Origin of the sequence: Klebsiella sp. 141153 (assembly GCF_032601995.1) — a bacterium.
Classification (GTDB): domain Bacteria; phylum Pseudomonadota; class Gammaproteobacteria; order Enterobacterales; family Enterobacteriaceae; genus Klebsiella; species Klebsiella aerogenes.
Genome location: NZ_JAQIRJ010000009.1, coordinates 32640 through 51687, shown reverse-complemented (window position 1 = coordinate 51687; position 19048 = coordinate 32640). Strand labels below are relative to the sequence as shown.

The window sequence follows — 19048 nt, the reverse complement described above, 5'->3', positions numbered from 1 at the left end:
GCTATTTTACGCTTTGTTATTCAGAATCAGCTGACCGTTGCTATCGAGAGGTATTTGCGCCCCCGGTTGATGATCCATGCGAATCTTGCCCTGCTGGTCGCCGATTTTATAGGTGACGTCATAACCAAGCATTTTTTCCGACTTGTCGTAGACCGTCTTACAGCGCTGCTGGGTGGTGGTATAGGTGTCGTTTTCCTGCATCGAGCCCTGAATTTGGTTACCAGCATAGCCGCCGCCCAGCGCGCCGACGACGGTTGCCACGCTACGACCGCGACCGCCGCCAAACTGATGGCCAATCACGCCGCCGGCGACCGCGCCGAGAACGGAACCGGCAATACGGTTTTCATCCTGAACCGGGCGACGATGGGTAACGGTGACGTTACGGCACTCCTGACGCGGCGTTTTTATGCTTTCTTTTATTGGCGTACTGGACACCACTTGCGCATATTGCGGGCCACGATCTAATACATTGAGACCGGCAACGGCGGCGACGCCCAACGCGGCGGCAACGCCAATCCCAATACCCGCCAACATTGATTTATTCACGGGAGTTCCTCCTTCATTGCTGTTACTAGCAATTCTGCGTTCTGCTCAGGGGGTATGCAAATCAGAAAGCGGATGAAAAATGCGGGAACCTACGGCAAATCAAGGGGATTCAGAGGATTCCTAACGGGAAGTTGCGATTCAGGCAGAAGGATATGCTGTGTTTTCAGGATAGCGTCGCGATGACGCTATCCTGATTACTTGCCGCTTAGTGCAGCTTGAGACGCGGACGAATAATACGGTTAATACGCCCCACCAGCATCATCAGGCCGGTTTTGAAATAGCCGTGTAACGCAATCTGATGCATGCGATACAGCGAGATATACACGAAGCGCGCAATTCGCCCTTCAACCATCATCGAGCCGCGCATCAGGTTGCCCATCAGGCTGCCAACGGTGGAGTAGTTCGACAGCGACACCAGTGAACCGTGATCTTTGTAGACATACGGTTTCAGCGCTTTGCCTTTCATCTGCGCCAGAATGTTATTCAGCGCGCAGGTTGCCATCTGGTGCGCCGCCTGGGCGCGTGGAGGTACAAAGCCGCCTTCCGGACGAGCGCAGGAGGCGCAATCGCCGATAGCGTAAATATCCGGATCACGGGTGGTCTGCAGCGTTGGCTCAACCACCAGTTGGTTAATGCGGTTGGTCTCCAGGCCGCCAATCTCTTTCATAAAATCAGGCGCTTTGATGCCCGCTGCCCACACCATCAGGTCGGCATCAATAAACTGCCCGTCTTTAGTATGCAGGCCGTTAACGTCTGCGCTGGTCACCATAGTCTGGGTCAGGACACGAACGCCAAGTTTGGTCAGCTCATTGTGCGCGGCGCCGGAAATACGCGGCGGCAGCGCCGGAAGAATACGTTCGCCGGCTTCGACCAGCGTCACGTTCAGCGCTTCGTTGGTCAATCCTTTATAGCCATAGCTATGCAGCTGTTTCACCGCATTATGTAGCTCAGCGGACAGCTCAACCCCGGTGGCCCCTCCGCCGACGATAGCGATATTGACCTTACCGTTCGCGCCGAGGTTTGCAGAATACTTGAGGAACAGGTTAAGCATTTCCTGATGGAAACGGCGCGCCTGGTGCGGGTTATCAAGGAAAATGCAGTTTTCCTTCACCCCAGGAGTATTAAAGTCATTGGAGGTGCTGCCCAGCGCCATCACCAGCGTGTCGTACGGCAGCTTACGCTCGGCAACCAACAGCTCGCCTTTCTCGTTACGCAGTTCCGCGAGGGTAATGGTTTTCCCTTCGCGATTGATATCCACCACCGAGCCTAGCTGGAACTGGAAACCGTGGTTGCGCGCGTGCGCCAGATAGCTCAGCGCGTCAACGCCTTCATCCAGAGAACCGGTCGCCACTTCGTGCAGCAACGGCTTCCACAGGTGGCTATGGTTGCGGTCCACCAGCGTAATTTTCGCTTTTTTGTTGCGGCCCAGCTTTCTACCCAACTGAGTAGCCAGTTCCAGTCCGCCGGCACCACCACCTACAATAACGATTCTTTTCAATGGCGTAGTCACAAGACCCCCTAAAATTATTAACCAATTGTTAATTAAAAGTTATCCAAATAGCTCTTAGTTAACAATAGGTTGCAGCGATGAAACCATTCAGCAGCACCGAGAATAGCATGAACGGAACATTGGTCATACCAAAATTGATGTGCATCAAGTTTTACCGCATATTTTTTAAACGAACAACGTCAATTATGGACAAGAAAAAGCCCGCGGCGTTTGCACGCCGCGGGCTGAATAAGTGAAAACAGGATTAACCGAGGGTCTTAAAAGCCTTTATTCGCTGCAGGTGCGGCGAAAGACTTTTAAATTTATGCGTCTGTTCTTCATCCCAAATGATTTCGTAATAATGATGCAGCAAGTCAGCCGAGCGTTGGCTATCCAGCGCCTCATCATGGCGTGATAGCACCACCAGGCAGCGGTCGCGATTTTTTTCACGGAAGTTGTTCACGCACTTGGTGGCGATATCCTGATACTCTTCCGGCCTGTCGATTTTCCCTTCCATGTTCTCGTGAGGGAACAGATTCGGGTTGAACACGGCCTGGCGAATATCACAGAGAAAACCAATCCTTTCCGCCCAGTAGCCACCTAACCCGACACCGCATATCAGCGGCCGATCGTCGGCAGTGAGCTGCAGCATTTTGTCGACTTCCTTCAACAAATGCTGCATATCATGTTTTGGATGGAGCGTACTGTAGCTAATCAACCGTACGTCAGGGTCGATAAACTGCAGCTGCAGCACCTTTTCATGGTTACCGGGGCTGTTAGAGTCAAAACCGTGTAAATAGATAATCATCGTATCCTCACCAGACAACAACGCCCTTCAGGTTAATTACGCAGACTTCGCTTCTTGCCAGCGCGCATGGAGCGCCTCCAGCTGTGCGTTGACCGTCTGCCAACGCGCGGAATCTCGCAGTTCCTGACGGGTAAATGAACCTTTATGATACAATTTTGTAACACGCTCTGCTTTGATCGGGGACAGGTTATCCAATACGCTCACCGCGCCTTTACGATTATTGCAGACCAGGATCATATCGCAACCGGCATCGAGCGATGCCTGCCCACGTTCAGCATAGCTGCCCATGATCGCCGCTCCTTCCATCGACAGATCGTCAGAGAAGATGACGCCGTCAAAGCCCAGCTCGCCGCGCAACACCGTCTTCAGCCAGTATTCGGAACCACTGGCCGGACGCGGATCGATATCAGGATAAATCACGTGCGCCGGCATAATCGCATCCAGCCGTTGTTCATCGATCAGACTTTTGAACACCGCCATATCTTTGGCGCGAATTTCCGCCGCCGGACGCGGATCAATCGGCGTCTCTTTGTGTGAATCCGCCGTCACCGCGCCGTGGCCAGGGAAGTGTTTACCGGTGGTTTTCATGCCCGCAGCATGCATACCGTCAATGAAATGGCGAGCCATCGCCAGCGCCTTTTGCGGGTCTTCATGCCAGGAGCGTTCGCCGATCGCGGCGCTGATATGGCCGACATCCAGCACCGGCGCAAAGCTGATATCAATATCCATAGCGATCATTTCACTGGCCATCAGCCAACCGGCTTCTACGGCAAGCTTACCGCCCTCTTCCATCCCCAACAGCGCCGCAAAAGACTGCGCGGCGGGCAGGCGAGTAAAACCTTCGCGGAAACGCTGCACGCGCCCGCCTTCTTGATCAACCGCCACCACGAGATGATTCCGCGAGGCCGCGCGGATTTGGCGTACCAGTTCACGCAATTGCGCCGGATCGTGGTAGTTGCGGGTAAACAAAATTAAGCCGCCAACCAAAGGATGAGCCAGAATCTCACGCTCTTCCGCATCCAGTTCAAAACCTTCGACATCCAACATTACCGGACCCACACAGACCTCTCTTATCCTTTGTTTTCTGTTTCTAACTGACGCCATGTCGCATCCGCCAGCGTAATAAATTGCCGGTCGCCGCTCTGCTGCCAGCGCCGTTCATACCATCCCGCCATCAGCATGAGCACCCACGGTCGCCAGCGTTGTATTTGCCGCCGCAGCTGTCGCTCATCAAGCTGCGCGAGCCGTGAATAGTCTTTAAGCAGCTGGCAACGCGTAGGGGCATCGCACCATACCGCTGCCAGTTCAAGCGCGATATCGCCGTCTCCGGCATACTCCCAGTCAATCAAGCGCAGGCCGTCGTCGCGGTGAATGATATTGCCGGCGTGGACGTCCATATGCAGAGGCGCCAAACGCAACGGCTGTGGTTCTCGCCGGCGTAATAACCGTTTCTGCCAGCGTAACCACAAAATCGTACGCCGGGCCGGATCGCACTGCTGCCAGTACAATTCAAGTAATGGCGCCAGCTCGACACACCAGCCAAAACGCGGCTGTTGATGCAGATGATACAATAAGCCGGTAAGTGAAGGGCACTCCGGCAGCGCGCTTTTCACCTCCCCTGCGCAATACTCCACCACCATCCAGCACGGCGAAAAGAATACCGGTGCCGGCGACAGCGTCGCGGGGAGGCGCTGAAGCGCGCGGTACTGGCGTAAAAAATGGCTGAGCGGCGCCTGCGGATCGTGCGGCTGGCGCAGCACCAGCCGGCGGACGCCATCGCTGATAATACAGCTGCCGCCGCTAAGACCATTTTCAGTCAGCGCGGCGACAGGTGAATAGCGGGGGAAAAAGCGCGACAAGAGCTCGTCGCGCGTAAGCTTATTGTTGCTGAACCGCACCTTTGCCTGACCAGATAATCTCGCCGGACTGCACCAGCATCAGTTGCATTTTCAGCTCCGGCGAGTTGACGTTACCGGTGGCATTCGAGTACAGCACGTACTGAGCGCCAACGGTGCGCGCAATTCCCATCGCTTTGCTGCGGCTGCCGAGACTATCCTGCGGCGAAAGGCCTAATTGTTGTTTCGCTACGGAGAGCTGCTGCGGGGAGACCAGCGTAAACTTGCCGTTGCCCGCCAGCGCATTGCGCAGCGCGGAGGTCGCTTCAGACGCGTTCAGCGATCCGTTGGTACGGTTATTGACGCTATCCACCAGCAGAATACTGCCCGCGTTCACGCCGCCCGCCTGCAGCATCTGGCCGATCATCGGTTGCACAGCGCCGTCCCAGTTGTAGTGGCGCACGCGCGGCGCAGGCTGAGAGGGCTGTGAAGGCTGCTCGCTGCCGTGTTCGATTGGACCCGGCTGCGTTGGCACCGTCGGCACGGCAGGCACCGTCGGCTGCGGCTGCGCAGGTTGTTCCGGCTTCGGCTTGGCCTCCTCGACTGGCGCAGGTTCATTACGTTGTCCCACACAGCCTGCCAGGAATATCGCCAGTGCAGTGATTAACGCATAGCGACACATTTTAATCATTATGATGACCTCTTAGAGATAAAGATAAAGGCGGGCTTTGTGCGCCCCGAGAATATTTGCACTGCCGTAGAGCACAACGGACGAGTGGGCGGGAACCGTCACGCTTCGCGCAGGTTCCAACGGATGCATCTCCAGCCCATGAGCGTCATACCAGAAAAAACGGTAGTGCACGGTAATGGGCTGTTGCCGTTCGTTAAATAATCTTGAGGTAGCGGTGGCCTGAATTTCCGAGGCGGTGACCGACGGTGGATCGGCGCTGATACCCGCCGCCAGAACGCTGGATTCCATCACCAAAGTCTGCTGTTCGCCAACCGGAATTTCCGGGCGCGAACTACATCCGGCCAGCAGCGCCGCCAGAATCAAAACGCCTGAATAAGCAGCGCGCATCGGTTTAGCCTTTATGCGCCAGCATCGGGCCTAACGGACGTCCGCCCAGCAGGTGCATATGAATATGGTAGACTTCCTGGCCGCCGTGGCGGTTGCAGTTAACGATAAGGCGGTAGCCGTCATCAGCCAGGCCTTCATCACGGGCAATCCTGGCCGCGACGGTCATCATACGGCCCAGCGCCAGTTCGTGCTCGCTCGTAACGTCGTTCACGGTCGGAATCAGGATATTCGGGATAATCAGAATATGAGTCGGCGCCTGCGGAGAGATATCGCGAAAAGCGGTGACCAGCTCATCCTGATAAACAATATCCGACGGGATTTCCCGGCGAATGATTTTGCTGAAAATCGTTTCTTCTGCCATGACTGATTCCTTATTAGTTTTATACCGTGCTCCGGCCTGCCTCTGCAGATAAACACGAATGCACAGGATCAGCTAAGAGTATGAGCGACTTCCTCCCTCTCTTTCAACCTGAATGCAGTTTTTCTTATTCAACTATAGACTTAGCTGCTGAGGGAATAAGCATTTCTCCCCATTTTCCTGCCATTGCCAACAATGAGCAGAATACCGACGTAAAAAAGGCAGCCATTTGGCTGCCTTAGTCTCCCCACACTACGTCTTAGCTGTTGCGGATGTATTCATCCATTTCGGTTTTCAGGTTATCGGACTTGGTACCGAAAATGGCCTGAACGCCAGAACCTGCAACAACTACGCCAGCAGCACCCAGTTTTTTCAGACCAGCCTGATCAACTTTCGCTACGTCAGCCACGCTCACGCGCAGACGAGTAATACATGCGTCGAGGTTAGTGATGTTCTCTTTACCGCCGAAAGCAGCAATCAGAGCTGGGGCCATTTCACTGGTAGCGGCGCCTTTGCTGTCTTCAGTGGCATCTTCACGACCCGGAGTTTTCAGGTCAAGCGCTTTAATCAGCACACGGAAGACTACGTAGTACACGATCGCGTAGCAAATACCGACAATCGGGAACAGCCACAGCTTGCTGCTGTTGCCGGACAGAACGATAAAGTCGATCAGACCGTGAGAGAATGAAGTACCGTCACGCATACCCAGCAGGATACAGATCGGGAATGCCAGGCCTGCAAGAATCGCGTGAATGATATACAGGATCGGCGCAACGAACATGAAGGAGAACTCGATCGGCTCGGTAATACCAGTCAGGAACGAGGTCAGCGCAGCGGAGATCATGATACCACCGACTTTGGCGCGGTTCTCTGGTTTAGCAGAGTGCCAAATCGCGATAGCTGCAGCCGGCAGGCCGTACATTTTGAACAGGAAGCCGCCAGACAGTTTACCCGCAGTCGGGTCGCCGGCCATGTAACGCGGGATGTCGCCGTGGAACACCTGACCTGCAGCGTTGGTGTATTCACCAATCTGCATCTGGAAAGGTACGTTCCAGATATGGTGCAGACCAAACGGTACCAGGCAGCGCTCAATGAAGCCGTAGATACCGAACGCCACAACCGGGTTCTGGTAAGCCGCCCATTGAGAGAAGGTCTGGATGGCGGAACCGATCGGCGGCCAGATGAAGGACAGGATCACGCCGGTGAAGATAGCGGCGAGACCAGAGATAATCGGCACAAAGCGCTTGCCCGCGAAGAAGCCGAGATATTCAGGCAGCTTGATACGGTAGAAGCGGTTGAACATGTAGGCTGCAATCGCACCGGAAATAATACCGCCAAGCACGCCGGTATCAGCCAGGTGTTTCGCTGCGATTTCCTCAGCAGGTAAATGCAGAACCAGCGGCGCGACTACCGCCATGGTTTTCACCATGATGCCGTAAGCTACGACTGCAGCCAGTGCGGATACACCGTCGTTATTGGTGAAGCCAAGCGCAACACCGATTGCGAAGATCAGCGGCATATTGGCGAAAACTGAACCGCCTGCTTCTGCCATGACGTGGGAAACCACGGCAGGCAGCCAGCTGAAGTTGGCAGAACCGACGCCCAGCAGAATACCTGCGATAGGCAGTACGGATACTGGCAGCATCAGCGATTTACCGACCTTCTGCAGGTTAGCAAATGCATTCTTAAACATAATTGAGAGTGCTCCTGAGTATTTGGTACTTTTTTACGTTTTCACGCATTGGCCCGGGGGGAGAACCGTGCCGTGGACAGGACATCTAAGCGCCCTTTATTTATTACACAGAGTAAAATAATTAACGCGGAGATTGTTTGACGGCTATCACGTTTCATTCAGTCAACATATAAAAATTTACACTGATTTACATAATGTGTATCTGTATGTTGCAGAAATGCGTTCACCGCCTCTGTCGCGGCGGTGAACTTTACTCGCTTTGAGTATTAATTACGAGCCTTAAAATAATAGAAAGATCAGGCAGGTTGCAGTCTGGCAGGGTCGATGTGGAACAAGCTGGCAAAGTTTTCGGTGGTTTGTTGCGCAAGTTGCTCCAGCGACACGCCCTTCAAGACCGCCATGTATTCGGCGACATCACGCACCATCGCCGGCTGATTCTCTTTACCGCGATGCGGTACCGGCGCCAGATAGGGCGAGTCGGTCTCTACCAGCAGGCGATCGAGCGGCACATAACGCGCTGCATCTCGCAGCTGTTCGGCATTACGGAACGTGACGATACCGGAAAACGAAATATAGAACCCCATATCGAGCAGTTTACCCGCGGTCTCTCTATCCTCTGTGAAACAGTGTAGTACGCCACCGCAATCCGTCACGTTTTCTTCCTGCAAAATTGCCAGCGTGTCGGCGCGCGCATCACGGGTATGCACAATCACCGGTTTATTTAATTCGCGGCCAATGCGAATATGCTGACGGAAAGACTCCTGCTGGCGCAGTTTGGTTTCCGGGGTATAGAAGTAATCGAGCCCGGTTTCCCCCATCGCCACTACGCCCTCTTCCGCCGCCAGCGTACGCAGCTCCTCATAGTCATACGCTTCATCCTGGTTCAGGGGATGCACGCCGCAAGAAAAGACAACGTCATCGCGCTGGCCGATTAATTCACGCATCCCGCGGTATCCCGGCAGCGTCGTGGCGACCGCCAGGAAAAACCTGACATCACGCGCGGCGGCTTTCGCCAGAACATCATCGACGTCTTTATGCAACGTTTGATAATCCAGGCCATCAAGATGGCAGTGGGAATCGACTAAAAACATATTCTTATTCTCAGAGATGCGAGACGGGCAGAACCGCCCCGGGTTGCAGGTAATGTTCCCAGCGCAGAAGGCGCTCGGTGAGCAGCAGTTCGCGATTGACGCCGACCACGCTCAGCAACTGTTCGCGACAGGCGCTAACATCGCGCGTGATAGCCTCAAGACGTGGGCCCGAAAGTGTTTGCGCCAGCTGGTTAACCAGCGTCCAGGCATCCGGATTACTCAGAAGCGAAATGCCCTGCTGCCTTTTTTGCGCATCCAACAGCAGCGAAGCCAGCCAGTGCAGGCGCACCGGAGCCTGTTCGTGATTCAGAACCGGTAATAATGACAGCCAGTCGCCGCTGGTTAACGCGCTCGCTAGCGCCTGGCAAAGCTGTTGTCGCGGCGCCCAGTTGGCTTCTTGCAGTAACGCCAGCGCTGCCGCGGGTGCGTTAGCGCTGAGGCGCAGCGCTGCCAGTAAAGCATCTTGTGACATTGTCACTTCGCGCTCTAACCACCCTAATGCCCAGGCTTCAGAAGGCGGAGCAAGGTGATATGAGAAGCACCGGCTACGCAAGGTGGCGAGTAGACGCGCCGGCTCCTGACAGGCCAGGAAAAACCAGGTGTTTTCCGGCGGCTCTTCCAGCGTCTTCAGCAAAGCATTCGCGGCAGCATCGGTTAACAACGTCGCATCGTTGATCCACACCACCTTCGCGCCGCCAAGACGCGCGCGCTCATAGAGTTTTTCAGTGATGCCGCGCACCGCATCGATGCCTAGCGCGCTCTTGCCTTTCTCCGGGACAAGCGTGTAGTAATCAGGATGGGTGCCGGCCTGCATAAGCTGACAGCTATGGCAATGGCCGCAACTTTTATGCCCCTCCGGCTGACGGCACATCAGGAATCGGCATAATGCGTAGATAAGCGCATCGCCCCCCATTCCTGGCAACGCCTGCAGTAATAACGCATGGTGACCCCGTCCTGCCTGATAACCAGCGACTAGCTGCTCGAAGGACGGGCGTAACCACGGATACCATTTCATGCGCGCTGCTCCGCAACCCATTGCGTGACAACCGCGCGAATGTCGCGCTCAACCGCTTCCAGCGGCTGCGTCGCATCCACGGTGCGGATAGTCGGATCCTGCGCCGCCAGCTCAAGGTAGCGCGCGCGGGTACGATTAAAGAAATTCATCGACTCCTGCTCGATACGATCCAGATCGCCGCGCGCGCGCGCGCGCTTGAGGCCGACCTCCGGCGTCACGTCAAGATAGAGTGTTAAATCAGGGCGGAAATCGCCGAGCACCGCATCGCGTAGCGTCGCCAGCATTCGCTGATCGATACCGCGTCCGCCGCCCTGGTAGGCCTGAGTTGAGAGATCGTGACGGTCGCCAATGACCCATTGACCGCGGGCCAGCGCCGGCTTGATAACGGTTTCGACCAGCTGTACGCGGGCGGCGTAAAACATCAGCACTTCCGCTTTATCGTTAATGACTTCATCGCCGGTAGACTGGATATCCAGCACCAGGCTGCGCAGTTTTTCAGCCAGGATGGTACCGCCCGGCTCACGGGTAAACACCATATCGCGGATACCCAGCTGTTCGAGTGTCTCAACGACCAGATTGCGTGCGGTCGTTTTCCCCGCCCCTTCCAGGCCTTCGATGACGATATAGTTACTGCGCATGTTTTTCCTTAAGTACTTTTAAATAGTCCTGAACCGAACGGTTATGGCTGGCCAGATTAGTATTGAACGTATGGCCGCCTTTTCCGTCGGCAACAAAATAGAGGTACGGCGTTTTCGCCGGATGCGCGGCCGCATTGAGAGACGCTTCGCCCGGCACGGCGATTGGCCCTGGCGGCATACCGCTAATCACATAGGTGTTATAAGCGGTCGGCGTCTCCAGATCTTTACGCGACAGTTTACCATTATAGCGCTCTCCCATGCCGTAAATTACGGTAGGGTCGGTCTGCAAACGCATGCCAATGCGTAGACGGTTGATAAAGACCGACGCCACGCGATCGCGCTCGGCAGGAACCGCGGTCTCTTTCTCAACGATAGAGGCCATGGTCAGTAACTGGTTTTGATCTTTATACGGTAGATTATCCGCCCGCCCTTCCCAGGCTTTCGCTACCGCAGCGACCATTTTCTGGTGCGCGCGTTTAAGAATGGCGATATCGCTGGTATTGGCGGTGTACATCCAGGTATCCGGCCATAACCAACCTTCAACCCAATCGGCGTGCTCAAGACCCAGCGCTTTGGCCACCGTTTCGTAACTGTCGTCTTCTAAAGTGTGCTTCACATACGGCGCATCGCGCAGCTGACGCAAATAGTCGCTAACGCGCATCCCTTCAACAAACCGTAGCGGGAATTGCGCTTCTTTACCGCTCGCTAAAAGCTGCAGCATCTCGCGCACCGTCATTTGCGGTGTGAAGCGATAGGTACCCGCTTTGAAATGAGAAAGTTCAGGTTCGACGCGCAGCAGCCACTGGAATACGCGTGGACGATTAATGATTTTATCGCCATACAGCTGCTGACCAAGCACCACTCGCCCGGTTCCTGGCTCAAGGGTAAAGATGGTCTCTTCTTTAATAAGCAACTTACTATCTGCCAGTTGGCGGACTTTCCACATACCTGCCGCTGCGGCAATACCGAACACCACGACTAACAGCAGGACAAAACGTAACATTTTCTTCATGACTAACCAGGCAGCTCACACAATGGGGCTAAAAAATGGTAAAGATCGCGTTCAGACCAACAGACGTCATCCCAACGACAAACCGGTACCAGCGGCATAAGCGCATTGCAAATCAGCACTTCATCGGCATCGCGCAGTACATCAGGGCGCATGGATACTTCGACAACCTCAAAAGAAGAACGTGCCAACATAGCCATACAGTGCTGGCGCATAATGCCATTAACGCCCGCCTGATCGAGGCGCGGCGTGAACACCTGGCTTCCTTTACGCCAGAACACATTCGCGGCACAGCATTCCGTAAGCCACCCGTCGCTGTCAAGAACCAGCGCCTCATCGGCGTCCGTCTGCTCAAGATGAGAACGAATTAAGACTTGTTCGAGGCGATTAAGATGTTTGAGCCCCGCCAGCGAAGGATTGCGCCCCAGGCGGATCGGGCTTAACGCCAGAGTTATTCCCTCTTCTCGCCAACGCGCATAATGCGCGGGGAAAGACGACACACTCATCATGCGGGTAGGTTGAATGCATCCGCTCGCGCTATATCCCCGACCTCCTGAACCACGCGTAATGATCACCTTGAGGACGCCTTCACGATGCGACTTTGCGAGTTCTTGCATCTCTGCGGCCAGCATTTGCCACGCAGTAAAAGGAATAAAGAGTTTTTCGCACGTATCCTGCAAACGGGCCAAATGGGCATTGAAGAAGGCTATCTGACCGTTGATGATTCGTGAGGTGGTAAAACAGCCATCACCGAATTGAATAGCACGGTCGTTAGCTGCCAGTACACTCTGCTCGACACCATTTATCAAGAACATAGGGGGCTCCTCTCACCGGTGGCACAGTGTCTCAGGATAAAAAGCAGAGAACAAGCGGAGAAAACCGAATAAAAAAAGACCCGCCAGGCGGGTCTTTTCGTCAACGCAGAACCAGCATTAGCGGTTGATTATACTTTTTTGAAGATAATCGAACCGTTAGTACCGCCAAAGCCGAAGGAGTTACACAGGGTGTATTCCATACCGGAAACCTGACGCGCTTCATGAGGAACGAAGTCGAGGTCGCAACCTTCATCCGGGTTATCCAGGTTGATGGTCGGCGGAACCGCCTGATCGCGCAGCGCCAGAATAGAGTAGATAGACTCTACTGCGCCAGCCGCGCCTAACAGGTGGCCGGTCATGGATTTGGTGGAGCTCACCATCACGCGGCTTGCCGCATCGCCAAACACGGATTTCACCGCCTGGGCTTCTGCTTTATCACCGGCTGGCGTCGAAGTACCGTGGGCGTTGACATAGCCAATCTGGCCCGGTTCAATCGCCGCATCGCGAATGGCGTTAACCATCGCCAGCGCAGCGCCAGCGCCATCTTCCGGTGGAGACGTCATATGGTACGCATCGCTGCTCATACCAAAACCGACGATCTCAGCGTAGATTTTCGCGCCGCGTTTTTTCGCATGCTCGTACTCTTCCAGCACGACCATACCGGCGCCGTCGCCCAGCACAAAGCCATCACGCTCTTTATCCCACGGACGGCTTGCCGCCTGCGGGTTATCATTGCGGGTAGACAGCGCGCGCGCAGCGCCAAAGCCGCCTACGCCCAGCGGCGTACTCGCCTTCTCTGCACCACCGGCAACCATCGCGTCGGCATCGCCGTAAGCGATAATACGCGCCGCGTGGCCGATGTTATGTACGCCTGAAGTACACGCGGTCGCGATGGAGATACTCGGTCCACGCAGACCAAACATGATGGTCAGATGACCGGCCACCATGTTAACAATTGTGGACGGTACGAAGAACGGGCTGATCTTCCGCGGTCCGCCATTTACCAGCGAACTGTGGTTTTCTTCGATCAAGCCGAGGCCACCAATACCGGAACCGATAGCGGCGCCGATGCGGGTTGCGTTTTCTTCCGTCACTTCAAGGCCAGAATCCTGCATGGCCTGAACGCCAGCGACAATTCCATATTGAATGAAGGCATCCATCTTGCGCTGTTCTTTGCGCGAGATGATATCATCACAGTTAAAATCCTTTACTAAGCCAGCAAATTTCGTTGCATAGGCGCTAGTATCGAAATGGTCGATCAGGCTGATGCCACTCTGACCGGCAAGGAGAGCTTTCCAGGTAGACTCTACGGTATTGCCGACAGGAGACAACATGCCCAGTCCGGTCACAACTACACGACGCTTAGACACGGTTGTCCTCCAGGGAGGGAAAATAGATTCTTGTGGGACAAAAAAAGATAAAACTCAGGCGGTCGAATGACCGCCTGGAGATGTTCACTTACGCCTGGTGACCGTTGATGTAATCAATGGCAGCCTGAACGGTGGTGATTTTCTCAGCTTCTTCGTCCGGAATCTCAGTATCAAACTCTTCTTCCAGAGCCATTACCAGCTCAACGGTGTCAAGAGAATCAGCGCCCAGGTCTTCAACGAAGGAAGCATTGTTGGTAACTTCTTCCTGCTTAACGCCCAGCTGTTCGCCGATAATTTTCTTAACGCGTTCTTCGATAGTGCTCATACTCTTAAATTTCCTATCAAAACTCGCTTTCGCGATGGTTTTCGTAGTGTATAAAATGTTGAAAAATTTGCAACTAAATCCCGGCAGGTCTTACCACGATTTTACGCTATTTTGCGGCTGTTTGCCCTAATAACGCAAATGATTTCGCACAAAACAGTACCCGCAAGCGTGCAGACTGCGCGCTTCCTGAACATTTTGCGCAAATCTCGGTCAGACCATATACATCCCGCCATTGACGTGCAGGGTTTCACCAGTGATGTAACCCGCTTCGTCAGAGGCTAAGAATGCAACCGCGCTGGCGATTTCATTTGGGGAGCCAAGGCGCCCCGCAGGAACTGCAGCCAGCGTACCCGCACGCTGCTCATCGGTCAGCGCACGCGTCATGTCCGTTTCAATAAAGCCCGGAGCAACAACGTTTACAGTAATACCGCGAGACGCAACTTCACGTGCCAGTGACTTACTGAAACCAATCAGACCCGCTTTCGCCGCAGCGTAGTTAGCCTGACCAGCATTTCCCATGGTACCAACCACAGAACCGATAGTGATAATACGCCCATGACGCTTTTTCATCATAGCGCGCATTACCGCTTTTGACAGACGGAATACAGATGACAGGTTGGTTTCGATAATATCGTTCCACTCATCATCTTTCATTCGCATTAACAGGTTATCACGAGTAATCCCGGCATTATTGACCAGGATGTCAACTTCGCCAAACTCTGCGCGAACATTTTCCAGAACAGATTCAATAGATGCCGGATCGGTCACATTCAACATCAGACCTTTACCGTTGGCGCCTAGATAGTCGCTGATCGCCTGCGCACCGCTTTCGCTGGTGGCAGTACCGATAACTTTCGCGCCGCGCGCGGCGAGGGTTTCAGCGATTGCACGGCCGATACCGCGGCTTGCACCGGTAACCAGCGCGATTTTTCCTTCAAAACTCATGGTATTCCTCTTTTATTGCTCAAGCGCCGCAGACATCGCAGCCGGCTCGTTGAGCGCAGAAGCAGTCAGGGTGTCAACAATACGTTTGGTCAGGCCGGTGAGGACTTTACCCGGCCCCATTTCATACAGGTGCTCGACGCCCTGAGATGCCATAAACTCAACGGTCTTAGTCCACTGAACCGGGCTGTACAGCTGACGAATCAGCGCATCGCGGATAGCATCCGGCGCGGTTTCACACTTCACGTCGACGTTATTCACGACCGGAATCGTCGGCGCGTTAAAAGTGATTTTCTGCAGTTCAACCGCCAGTTTTTCTGCGGCAGGTTTCATCAGCGCGCAGTGGGACGGTACGCTGACCGGCAGCGGCAACGCGCGTTTGGCGCCTGCGGCTTTACACGCGGCGCCTGCACGTTCAACGGCTTCTTTGTGCCCGGCGATAACCACCTGGCCCGGAGAATTGTAGTTCACCGGCGAAACCACCTGCCCTTGCGCAGATTCCTCACAGGCTTTCGCAATGGACGCATCGTCGAGACCAATAATTGCAGACATCGCGCCGGTGCCTTCCGGTACCGCTTCCTGCATGAATTTACCACGCAGTTCAACCAGACGAACGGCATCAGCGAAATTGATAACGCCTGCGCAGACCAGCGCAGAGTATTCGCCAAGGCTATGACCGGCTAACAGCGCTGGCGCTTTACCGCCCTGCTGCTGCCATACGCGATATAGCGCGACGGAGGCGGTCAGCAGCGCCGGTTGCGTTTGCCAGGTTTTATTCAGTTCTTCTGCCGGGCCCTGTTGGGCAAGCGCCCACAGATCGTAACCCAACGCTGCGGAAGCTTCGCCGAAGGTCTCTTCAATCACAGGCCAGGTCGCGGCCATATCTGCCAGCATACCGACAGCCTGAGAGCCCTGTCCGGGGAACACAAAAGCAAATTGCGTCATGTTTAAATCCTTATACTAAAAACGAACCAGCGCGGAACCCCAGGTGAAACCACCACCGAAGGCTTCCAGCAGAATCAACTGGCCGCGTTGAATACGGCCATCGCGCACGGCTTCGTCGAGCGCGCAAGGAACCGAAGCAGCAGAGGTATTACCGTGACGATCGAGCGTGACCACCACGTTATCCATCGACATCCCCAGCTTTTTCGCCGTCGCGCTGATGATACGCAGGTTAGCCTGGTGCGGGACCAGCCAATCCAGCGCCGAGCGCTCAAGGTTGTTGGCCGCCAGCGTCTCGTCAACGATATGCGCCAGTTCGGTGACCGCGACTTTAAACACTTCGTTGCCGGCCATCGTCAGATAAATCGGGTTTTCTGGCTCAACGCGATCGGCATTCGGCAGCGTTAACAGGTCGCCGTAGCGGCCATCGGCGTGCAGATGCGTAGAGATAATGCCCGGCTCTTCGGAAGCGCCAAGCACCACCGCGCCCGCGCCGTCGCCGAAGATAATGATCGTGCCGCGATCGGTGGGATCGCAGGTACGCGCCAGCACATCAGCGCCGATCACCAGCGCATAATCGACGGCGCCGTTTTTCACGTACTGATCGGCGATGCTCAAGGCATAGGTAAAGCCCGCGCAGGCGGCTGCGACGTCAAACGCCGGGCACCCTTTTACCCCCAGCATAGATTGAATCTGGCACGCAGAGCTCGGGAAGGCATGCGTACCCGAGGTGGTCGCAACAACGATCAGACCAATTTGCTCCGGGTTGACATTCGCCATTTCCAGCGCTTTCTTTGCGGCTTCGAAGCCCATCGTAGCAACTGTTTCGTTCGCTGCGGCAATACGGCGTTCACGAATACCTGTACGCGTGACAATCCACTCGTCAGTCGTTTCAACCATTTTTTCCAGGTCGGCGTTAGTACGCACTTGCTCAGGCAGGTAGCTGCCGGTGCCAATAATCTTTGTATACATGTACGCTCAGTCACTCTTGGGTAATATACCCGCGTTGTTAAAACCGCAGGGCGTCAGTCGTATCCGTTGGTCCCGGTGTGCTGTCGGGCATTCCCGTTACCGCTGCTGCTCCCTGGCAGTTCAAAACCTGCTGGGTATAACGATTCCAGGCGAGCGGCGATCCGCTGTGGAACTTGCCGCTGCACCGCCTGCACTGCCTGCTCTATTGCGACGCAAAATGCGCGCTGGTTGGCAGCGCCATGACTTTTGATCACAGAACCGCGCAATCCTAACAGACAGGCGCCATTATACTGGTCGGGGTTGAGGTGACTGAATCGCCTGCTTAGGCTTTTTTGTAACCAACGCTTTAATAAAATCAGCCACCACGACCTTTTTTTTCCCTCTCCCTGTGATTTCAGCAGCGAAAGGAACATTCTGACAACACCTTCCATCGTCTTTAATGTGACGTTGCCGGTGAATCCATCACAAACCAGAACATCCGTTTTCCCCGTCAGCAACTCGTTAGCTTCAAGGTAACCAATATAGTTGAACGACGGCAGCTTTTTGAGAATCGCCGACGCATCACGGATGCTGTTGAGGCCTTTCATCTCCTCTTCGCCGATATTCAACAGCGCAATGCGCGGATTTTTAATCCCCACGACTTCTTCAGCTAACACCGCGCCCATCACCGCGAACTGCACCAGCATCGTGCTATCGCAATCGACGTTGGCGCCTAAATCCAGCACCACCGTTTTGCCCTTTTGCTGATGCGGCAGTACCGTCACCAGCGCCGGGCGCTCAATCCCCTCAATGGGCTTGAGCAATAATTTCGCGAGCCCCATCAGCGCGCCGGTATTTCCCGCGCTAACGCAGGCTTCGGCTCGGCCCTCTTTCACCAGCTCCAGCGCCAGGCGCATCGAGCTTCCGCGACTACTGCGGATAGCCTGTGCGGGTCGCGCATCACTGGCAATAACTGACTGTGCAGGAATAATCTGCAATCGCGAACGTTGTTCGAAATCAGCTTTGGCAAGTAATGGCGTGATGGCGTCGGGGTCGCCGACTAAAAGAAGAGTGAGTTGCGAATTAGAGTTCAGTGCCTGCAGTGCTGCAGGCACTGTCACGGATGGGCCAAAATCGCCCCCCATGACATCTAACGCCAGGGTTAGACGTGTCAAGGTCTCGTCGCTGCCCGGTTCGGTTATTCCCCAGTTACCCGGGGAGATCCTCACTAAGCTTCACCACGCTTTTACTCTTGTCTTTCACGTTGCAAGGACGTTAGGTACGTTTTCTTGCAACGTGAAATCCACGGAGTAAGGCGTGATTACTTAGCGATTACCTTGCGACCGCGGTAGAAACCGTCGGCAGTGATGTGGTGACGCAGGTGTTTCTCACCAGAAGTTTTGTCTACAGACAGGCTGGTGACTGCGGTCAGAGCGTCATGGGAACGACGCATGCCACGTTTGGAACGGGTTGGTTTATTCTGTTGTACGGCCATGGACCTTACTCCTCAATTACTTATGCTTTAAGCTGGCTAATACGGCAAATGGGTTTGGTTTTTGTGCCTCTTCAGGCAGTTCGCCAAAGACCATGTCCGCGTCGGACACTTCACAGTGTTCAGAATCATGCACCGGAACTACCGGCAAGGAAAGAATGATTTCATCCTCAACCATCGCCTGCAGATCGATTTCACCGAATTCGTTAACCTCAATCGGCTCATACGCTTCCGGTAGTGCTTCTGCCTGTTCGTCATTTCTGACAGGGCTGAAACAATACGTTGTGTGGACATGATGAGGGAACGGTTTCCCGCAACGCTGACATTCGAGGGTTACCGACACCTTCGCATCACCGGTAATAACGGCGAGACGCTGGTTATCGATAGCGAACGACATGCTGCATTCCACATCACTGTCCACGCTGACGACTGAATCGGCGACACGGCCAACCTGATCACGGGCGTAGATACCCTCGTAATCAAGGCGTTTTTGAGCCGTGCGAACCGGATCGAGAGTCAGGGGTAATTTTACCTTTTGCATAGGGCGCGCATATTAACTTTGTAATGTCATAGAGTCAAAGAAAAAGGCAGCCTCAGGTTGCCTTTTGCCATTTATTCGCACACATTGCGGCGCATAGTTTAAAATGATGC

General features: G+C 54.6%; 22 protein-coding genes. All 22 read right to left on the bottom strand.

Annotated features, from left to right (window positions below; genetic code table 11):
- Positions 1-6 precede the first annotated feature (6 nt).
- On the bottom strand, positions 7-546 hold the full coding sequence (locus PGS10_RS17445; protein ID WP_052671546.1) for a glycine zipper 2TM domain-containing protein: 540 nt from the start codon (positions 544-546) through the stop codon (positions 7-9).
- Between the two features lie 205 nt (positions 547-751).
- Positions 752-2056 (bottom strand): NAD(P)/FAD-dependent oxidoreductase, encoded by a 1305-nt coding sequence (locus tag PGS10_RS17440; RefSeq protein WP_015367177.1) that lies wholly within the window; start codon positions 2054-2056, stop codon positions 752-754.
- A gap of 244 nt (positions 2057-2300) precedes the next feature.
- Entirely contained in the window at positions 2301-2843 is a 543-nt protein-coding gene (gene ycfP / locus PGS10_RS17435) for an alpha/beta hydrolase YcfP (RefSeq protein WP_047046860.1), read from the bottom strand.
- A 36-nt stretch (positions 2844-2879) separates the two neighbouring features.
- Positions 2880-3890, bottom strand: a complete 1011-nt coding sequence (gene nagZ / locus PGS10_RS17430) for a beta-N-acetylhexosaminidase (RefSeq protein ID WP_161801943.1) — start codon at positions 3888-3890, stop codon at positions 2880-2882.
- 23 nt (positions 3891-3913) lie between these two features.
- Positions 3914-4741 carry a thiamine kinase gene (gene thiK, locus PGS10_RS17425; protein WP_047078751.1) on the bottom strand — a complete coding sequence of 276 codons (828 nt, stop codon included), beginning with the start codon at positions 4739-4741 and terminating at the stop codon, positions 3914-3916.
- Positions 4722-5360, bottom strand: coding sequence for a penicillin-binding protein activator LpoB (gene lpoB, locus PGS10_RS17420; RefSeq protein ID WP_161801944.1), 639 nt, complete (start codon positions 5358-5360; stop codon positions 4722-4724). Before lpoB ends, thiK begins: the two co-directional genes overlap by 20 nt.
- A 21-nt stretch (positions 5361-5381) precedes the next feature.
- Complete coding sequence (locus tag PGS10_RS17415; RefSeq protein WP_045393699.1) at positions 5382-5756, bottom strand: YcfL family protein; 375 nt, start codon at positions 5754-5756, stop codon at positions 5382-5384.
- A gap of 4 nt (positions 5757-5760) precedes the next feature.
- On the bottom strand, positions 5761-6117 hold the full coding sequence (gene hinT, locus PGS10_RS17410; protein ID WP_047046872.1) for a purine nucleoside phosphoramidase: 357 nt from the start codon (positions 6115-6117) through the stop codon (positions 5761-5763).
- A 256-nt stretch (positions 6118-6373) separates the two neighbouring features.
- The gene (gene ptsG / locus PGS10_RS17405; protein ID WP_045393695.1) at positions 6374-7807 is read right to left on the bottom strand and encodes a PTS glucose transporter subunit IIBC; all 1434 of its coding nucleotides are present in this window, start codon (positions 7805-7807) and stop codon (positions 6374-6376) included.
- A gap of 296 nt (positions 7808-8103) precedes the next feature.
- Positions 8104-8898 (bottom strand): metal-dependent hydrolase, encoded by a 795-nt coding sequence (locus tag PGS10_RS17400; RefSeq protein ID WP_047046875.1) that lies wholly within the window; start codon positions 8896-8898, stop codon positions 8104-8106.
- A 10-nt stretch (positions 8899-8908) separates the two neighbouring features.
- Entirely contained in the window at positions 8909-9913 is a 1005-nt protein-coding gene (holB, locus tag PGS10_RS17395) for a DNA polymerase III subunit delta' (protein ID WP_047066461.1), read from the bottom strand.
- On the bottom strand, positions 9910-10551 hold the full coding sequence (tmk, locus tag PGS10_RS17390; RefSeq protein WP_045393687.1) for a dTMP kinase: 642 nt from the start codon (positions 10549-10551) through the stop codon (positions 9910-9912). The genes holB and tmk overlap by 4 nt, the downstream gene beginning before the upstream one ends.
- The gene (gene yceG, locus PGS10_RS17385) at positions 10541-11563 is read right to left on the bottom strand and encodes a cell division protein YceG (RefSeq protein ID WP_047046881.1); all 1023 of its coding nucleotides are present in this window, start codon (positions 11561-11563) and stop codon (positions 10541-10543) included. The genes tmk and yceG overlap by 11 nt, the downstream gene beginning before the upstream one ends.
- 2 nt (positions 11564-11565) lie before the next feature.
- Positions 11566-12375 carry an aminodeoxychorismate lyase gene (pabC, locus tag PGS10_RS17380; protein WP_049060031.1) on the bottom strand — a complete coding sequence of 270 codons (810 nt, stop codon included), beginning with the start codon at positions 12373-12375 and terminating at the stop codon, positions 11566-11568.
- A 128-nt stretch (positions 12376-12503) separates the two neighbouring features.
- Positions 12504-13745, bottom strand: coding sequence for a beta-ketoacyl-ACP synthase II (fabF, locus tag PGS10_RS17375; protein WP_015705037.1), 1242 nt, complete (start codon positions 13743-13745; stop codon positions 12504-12506).
- 88 nt (positions 13746-13833) lie between these two features.
- Positions 13834-14070 carry an acyl carrier protein gene (gene acpP / locus PGS10_RS17370; RefSeq protein WP_000103754.1) on the bottom strand — a complete coding sequence of 79 codons (237 nt, stop codon included), beginning with the start codon at positions 14068-14070 and terminating at the stop codon, positions 13834-13836.
- A gap of 210 nt (positions 14071-14280) precedes the next feature.
- Positions 14281-15015 carry a 3-oxoacyl-ACP reductase FabG gene (gene fabG, locus PGS10_RS17365; RefSeq protein ID WP_015367190.1) on the bottom strand — a complete coding sequence of 245 codons (735 nt, stop codon included), beginning with the start codon at positions 15013-15015 and terminating at the stop codon, positions 14281-14283.
- 12 nt (positions 15016-15027) lie between these two features.
- Complete coding sequence (gene fabD / locus PGS10_RS17360; RefSeq protein ID WP_015367191.1) at positions 15028-15957, bottom strand: ACP S-malonyltransferase; 930 nt, start codon at positions 15955-15957, stop codon at positions 15028-15030.
- A 15-nt stretch (positions 15958-15972) separates the two neighbouring features.
- Entirely contained in the window at positions 15973-16926 is a 954-nt protein-coding gene (locus PGS10_RS17355; RefSeq protein WP_045393676.1) for a beta-ketoacyl-ACP synthase III, read from the bottom strand.
- Positions 16927-16979: 53 nt separating this feature from the next.
- The gene (gene plsX / locus PGS10_RS17350; RefSeq protein ID WP_088389843.1) at positions 16980-18080 is read right to left on the bottom strand and encodes a phosphate acyltransferase PlsX; all 1101 of its coding nucleotides are present in this window, start codon (positions 18078-18080) and stop codon (positions 16980-16982) included.
- Positions 18081-18226: 146 nt separating this feature from the next.
- Positions 18227-18400, bottom strand: coding sequence for a 50S ribosomal protein L32 (gene rpmF / locus PGS10_RS17345; RefSeq protein WP_000290724.1), 174 nt, complete (start codon positions 18398-18400; stop codon positions 18227-18229).
- 16 nt (positions 18401-18416) lie between these two features.
- Entirely contained in the window at positions 18417-18938 is a 522-nt protein-coding gene (gene yceD, locus PGS10_RS17340) for a 23S rRNA accumulation protein YceD (RefSeq protein ID WP_015705036.1), read from the bottom strand.
- Between the last annotated feature and the right edge of the window lie 110 nt (positions 18939-19048).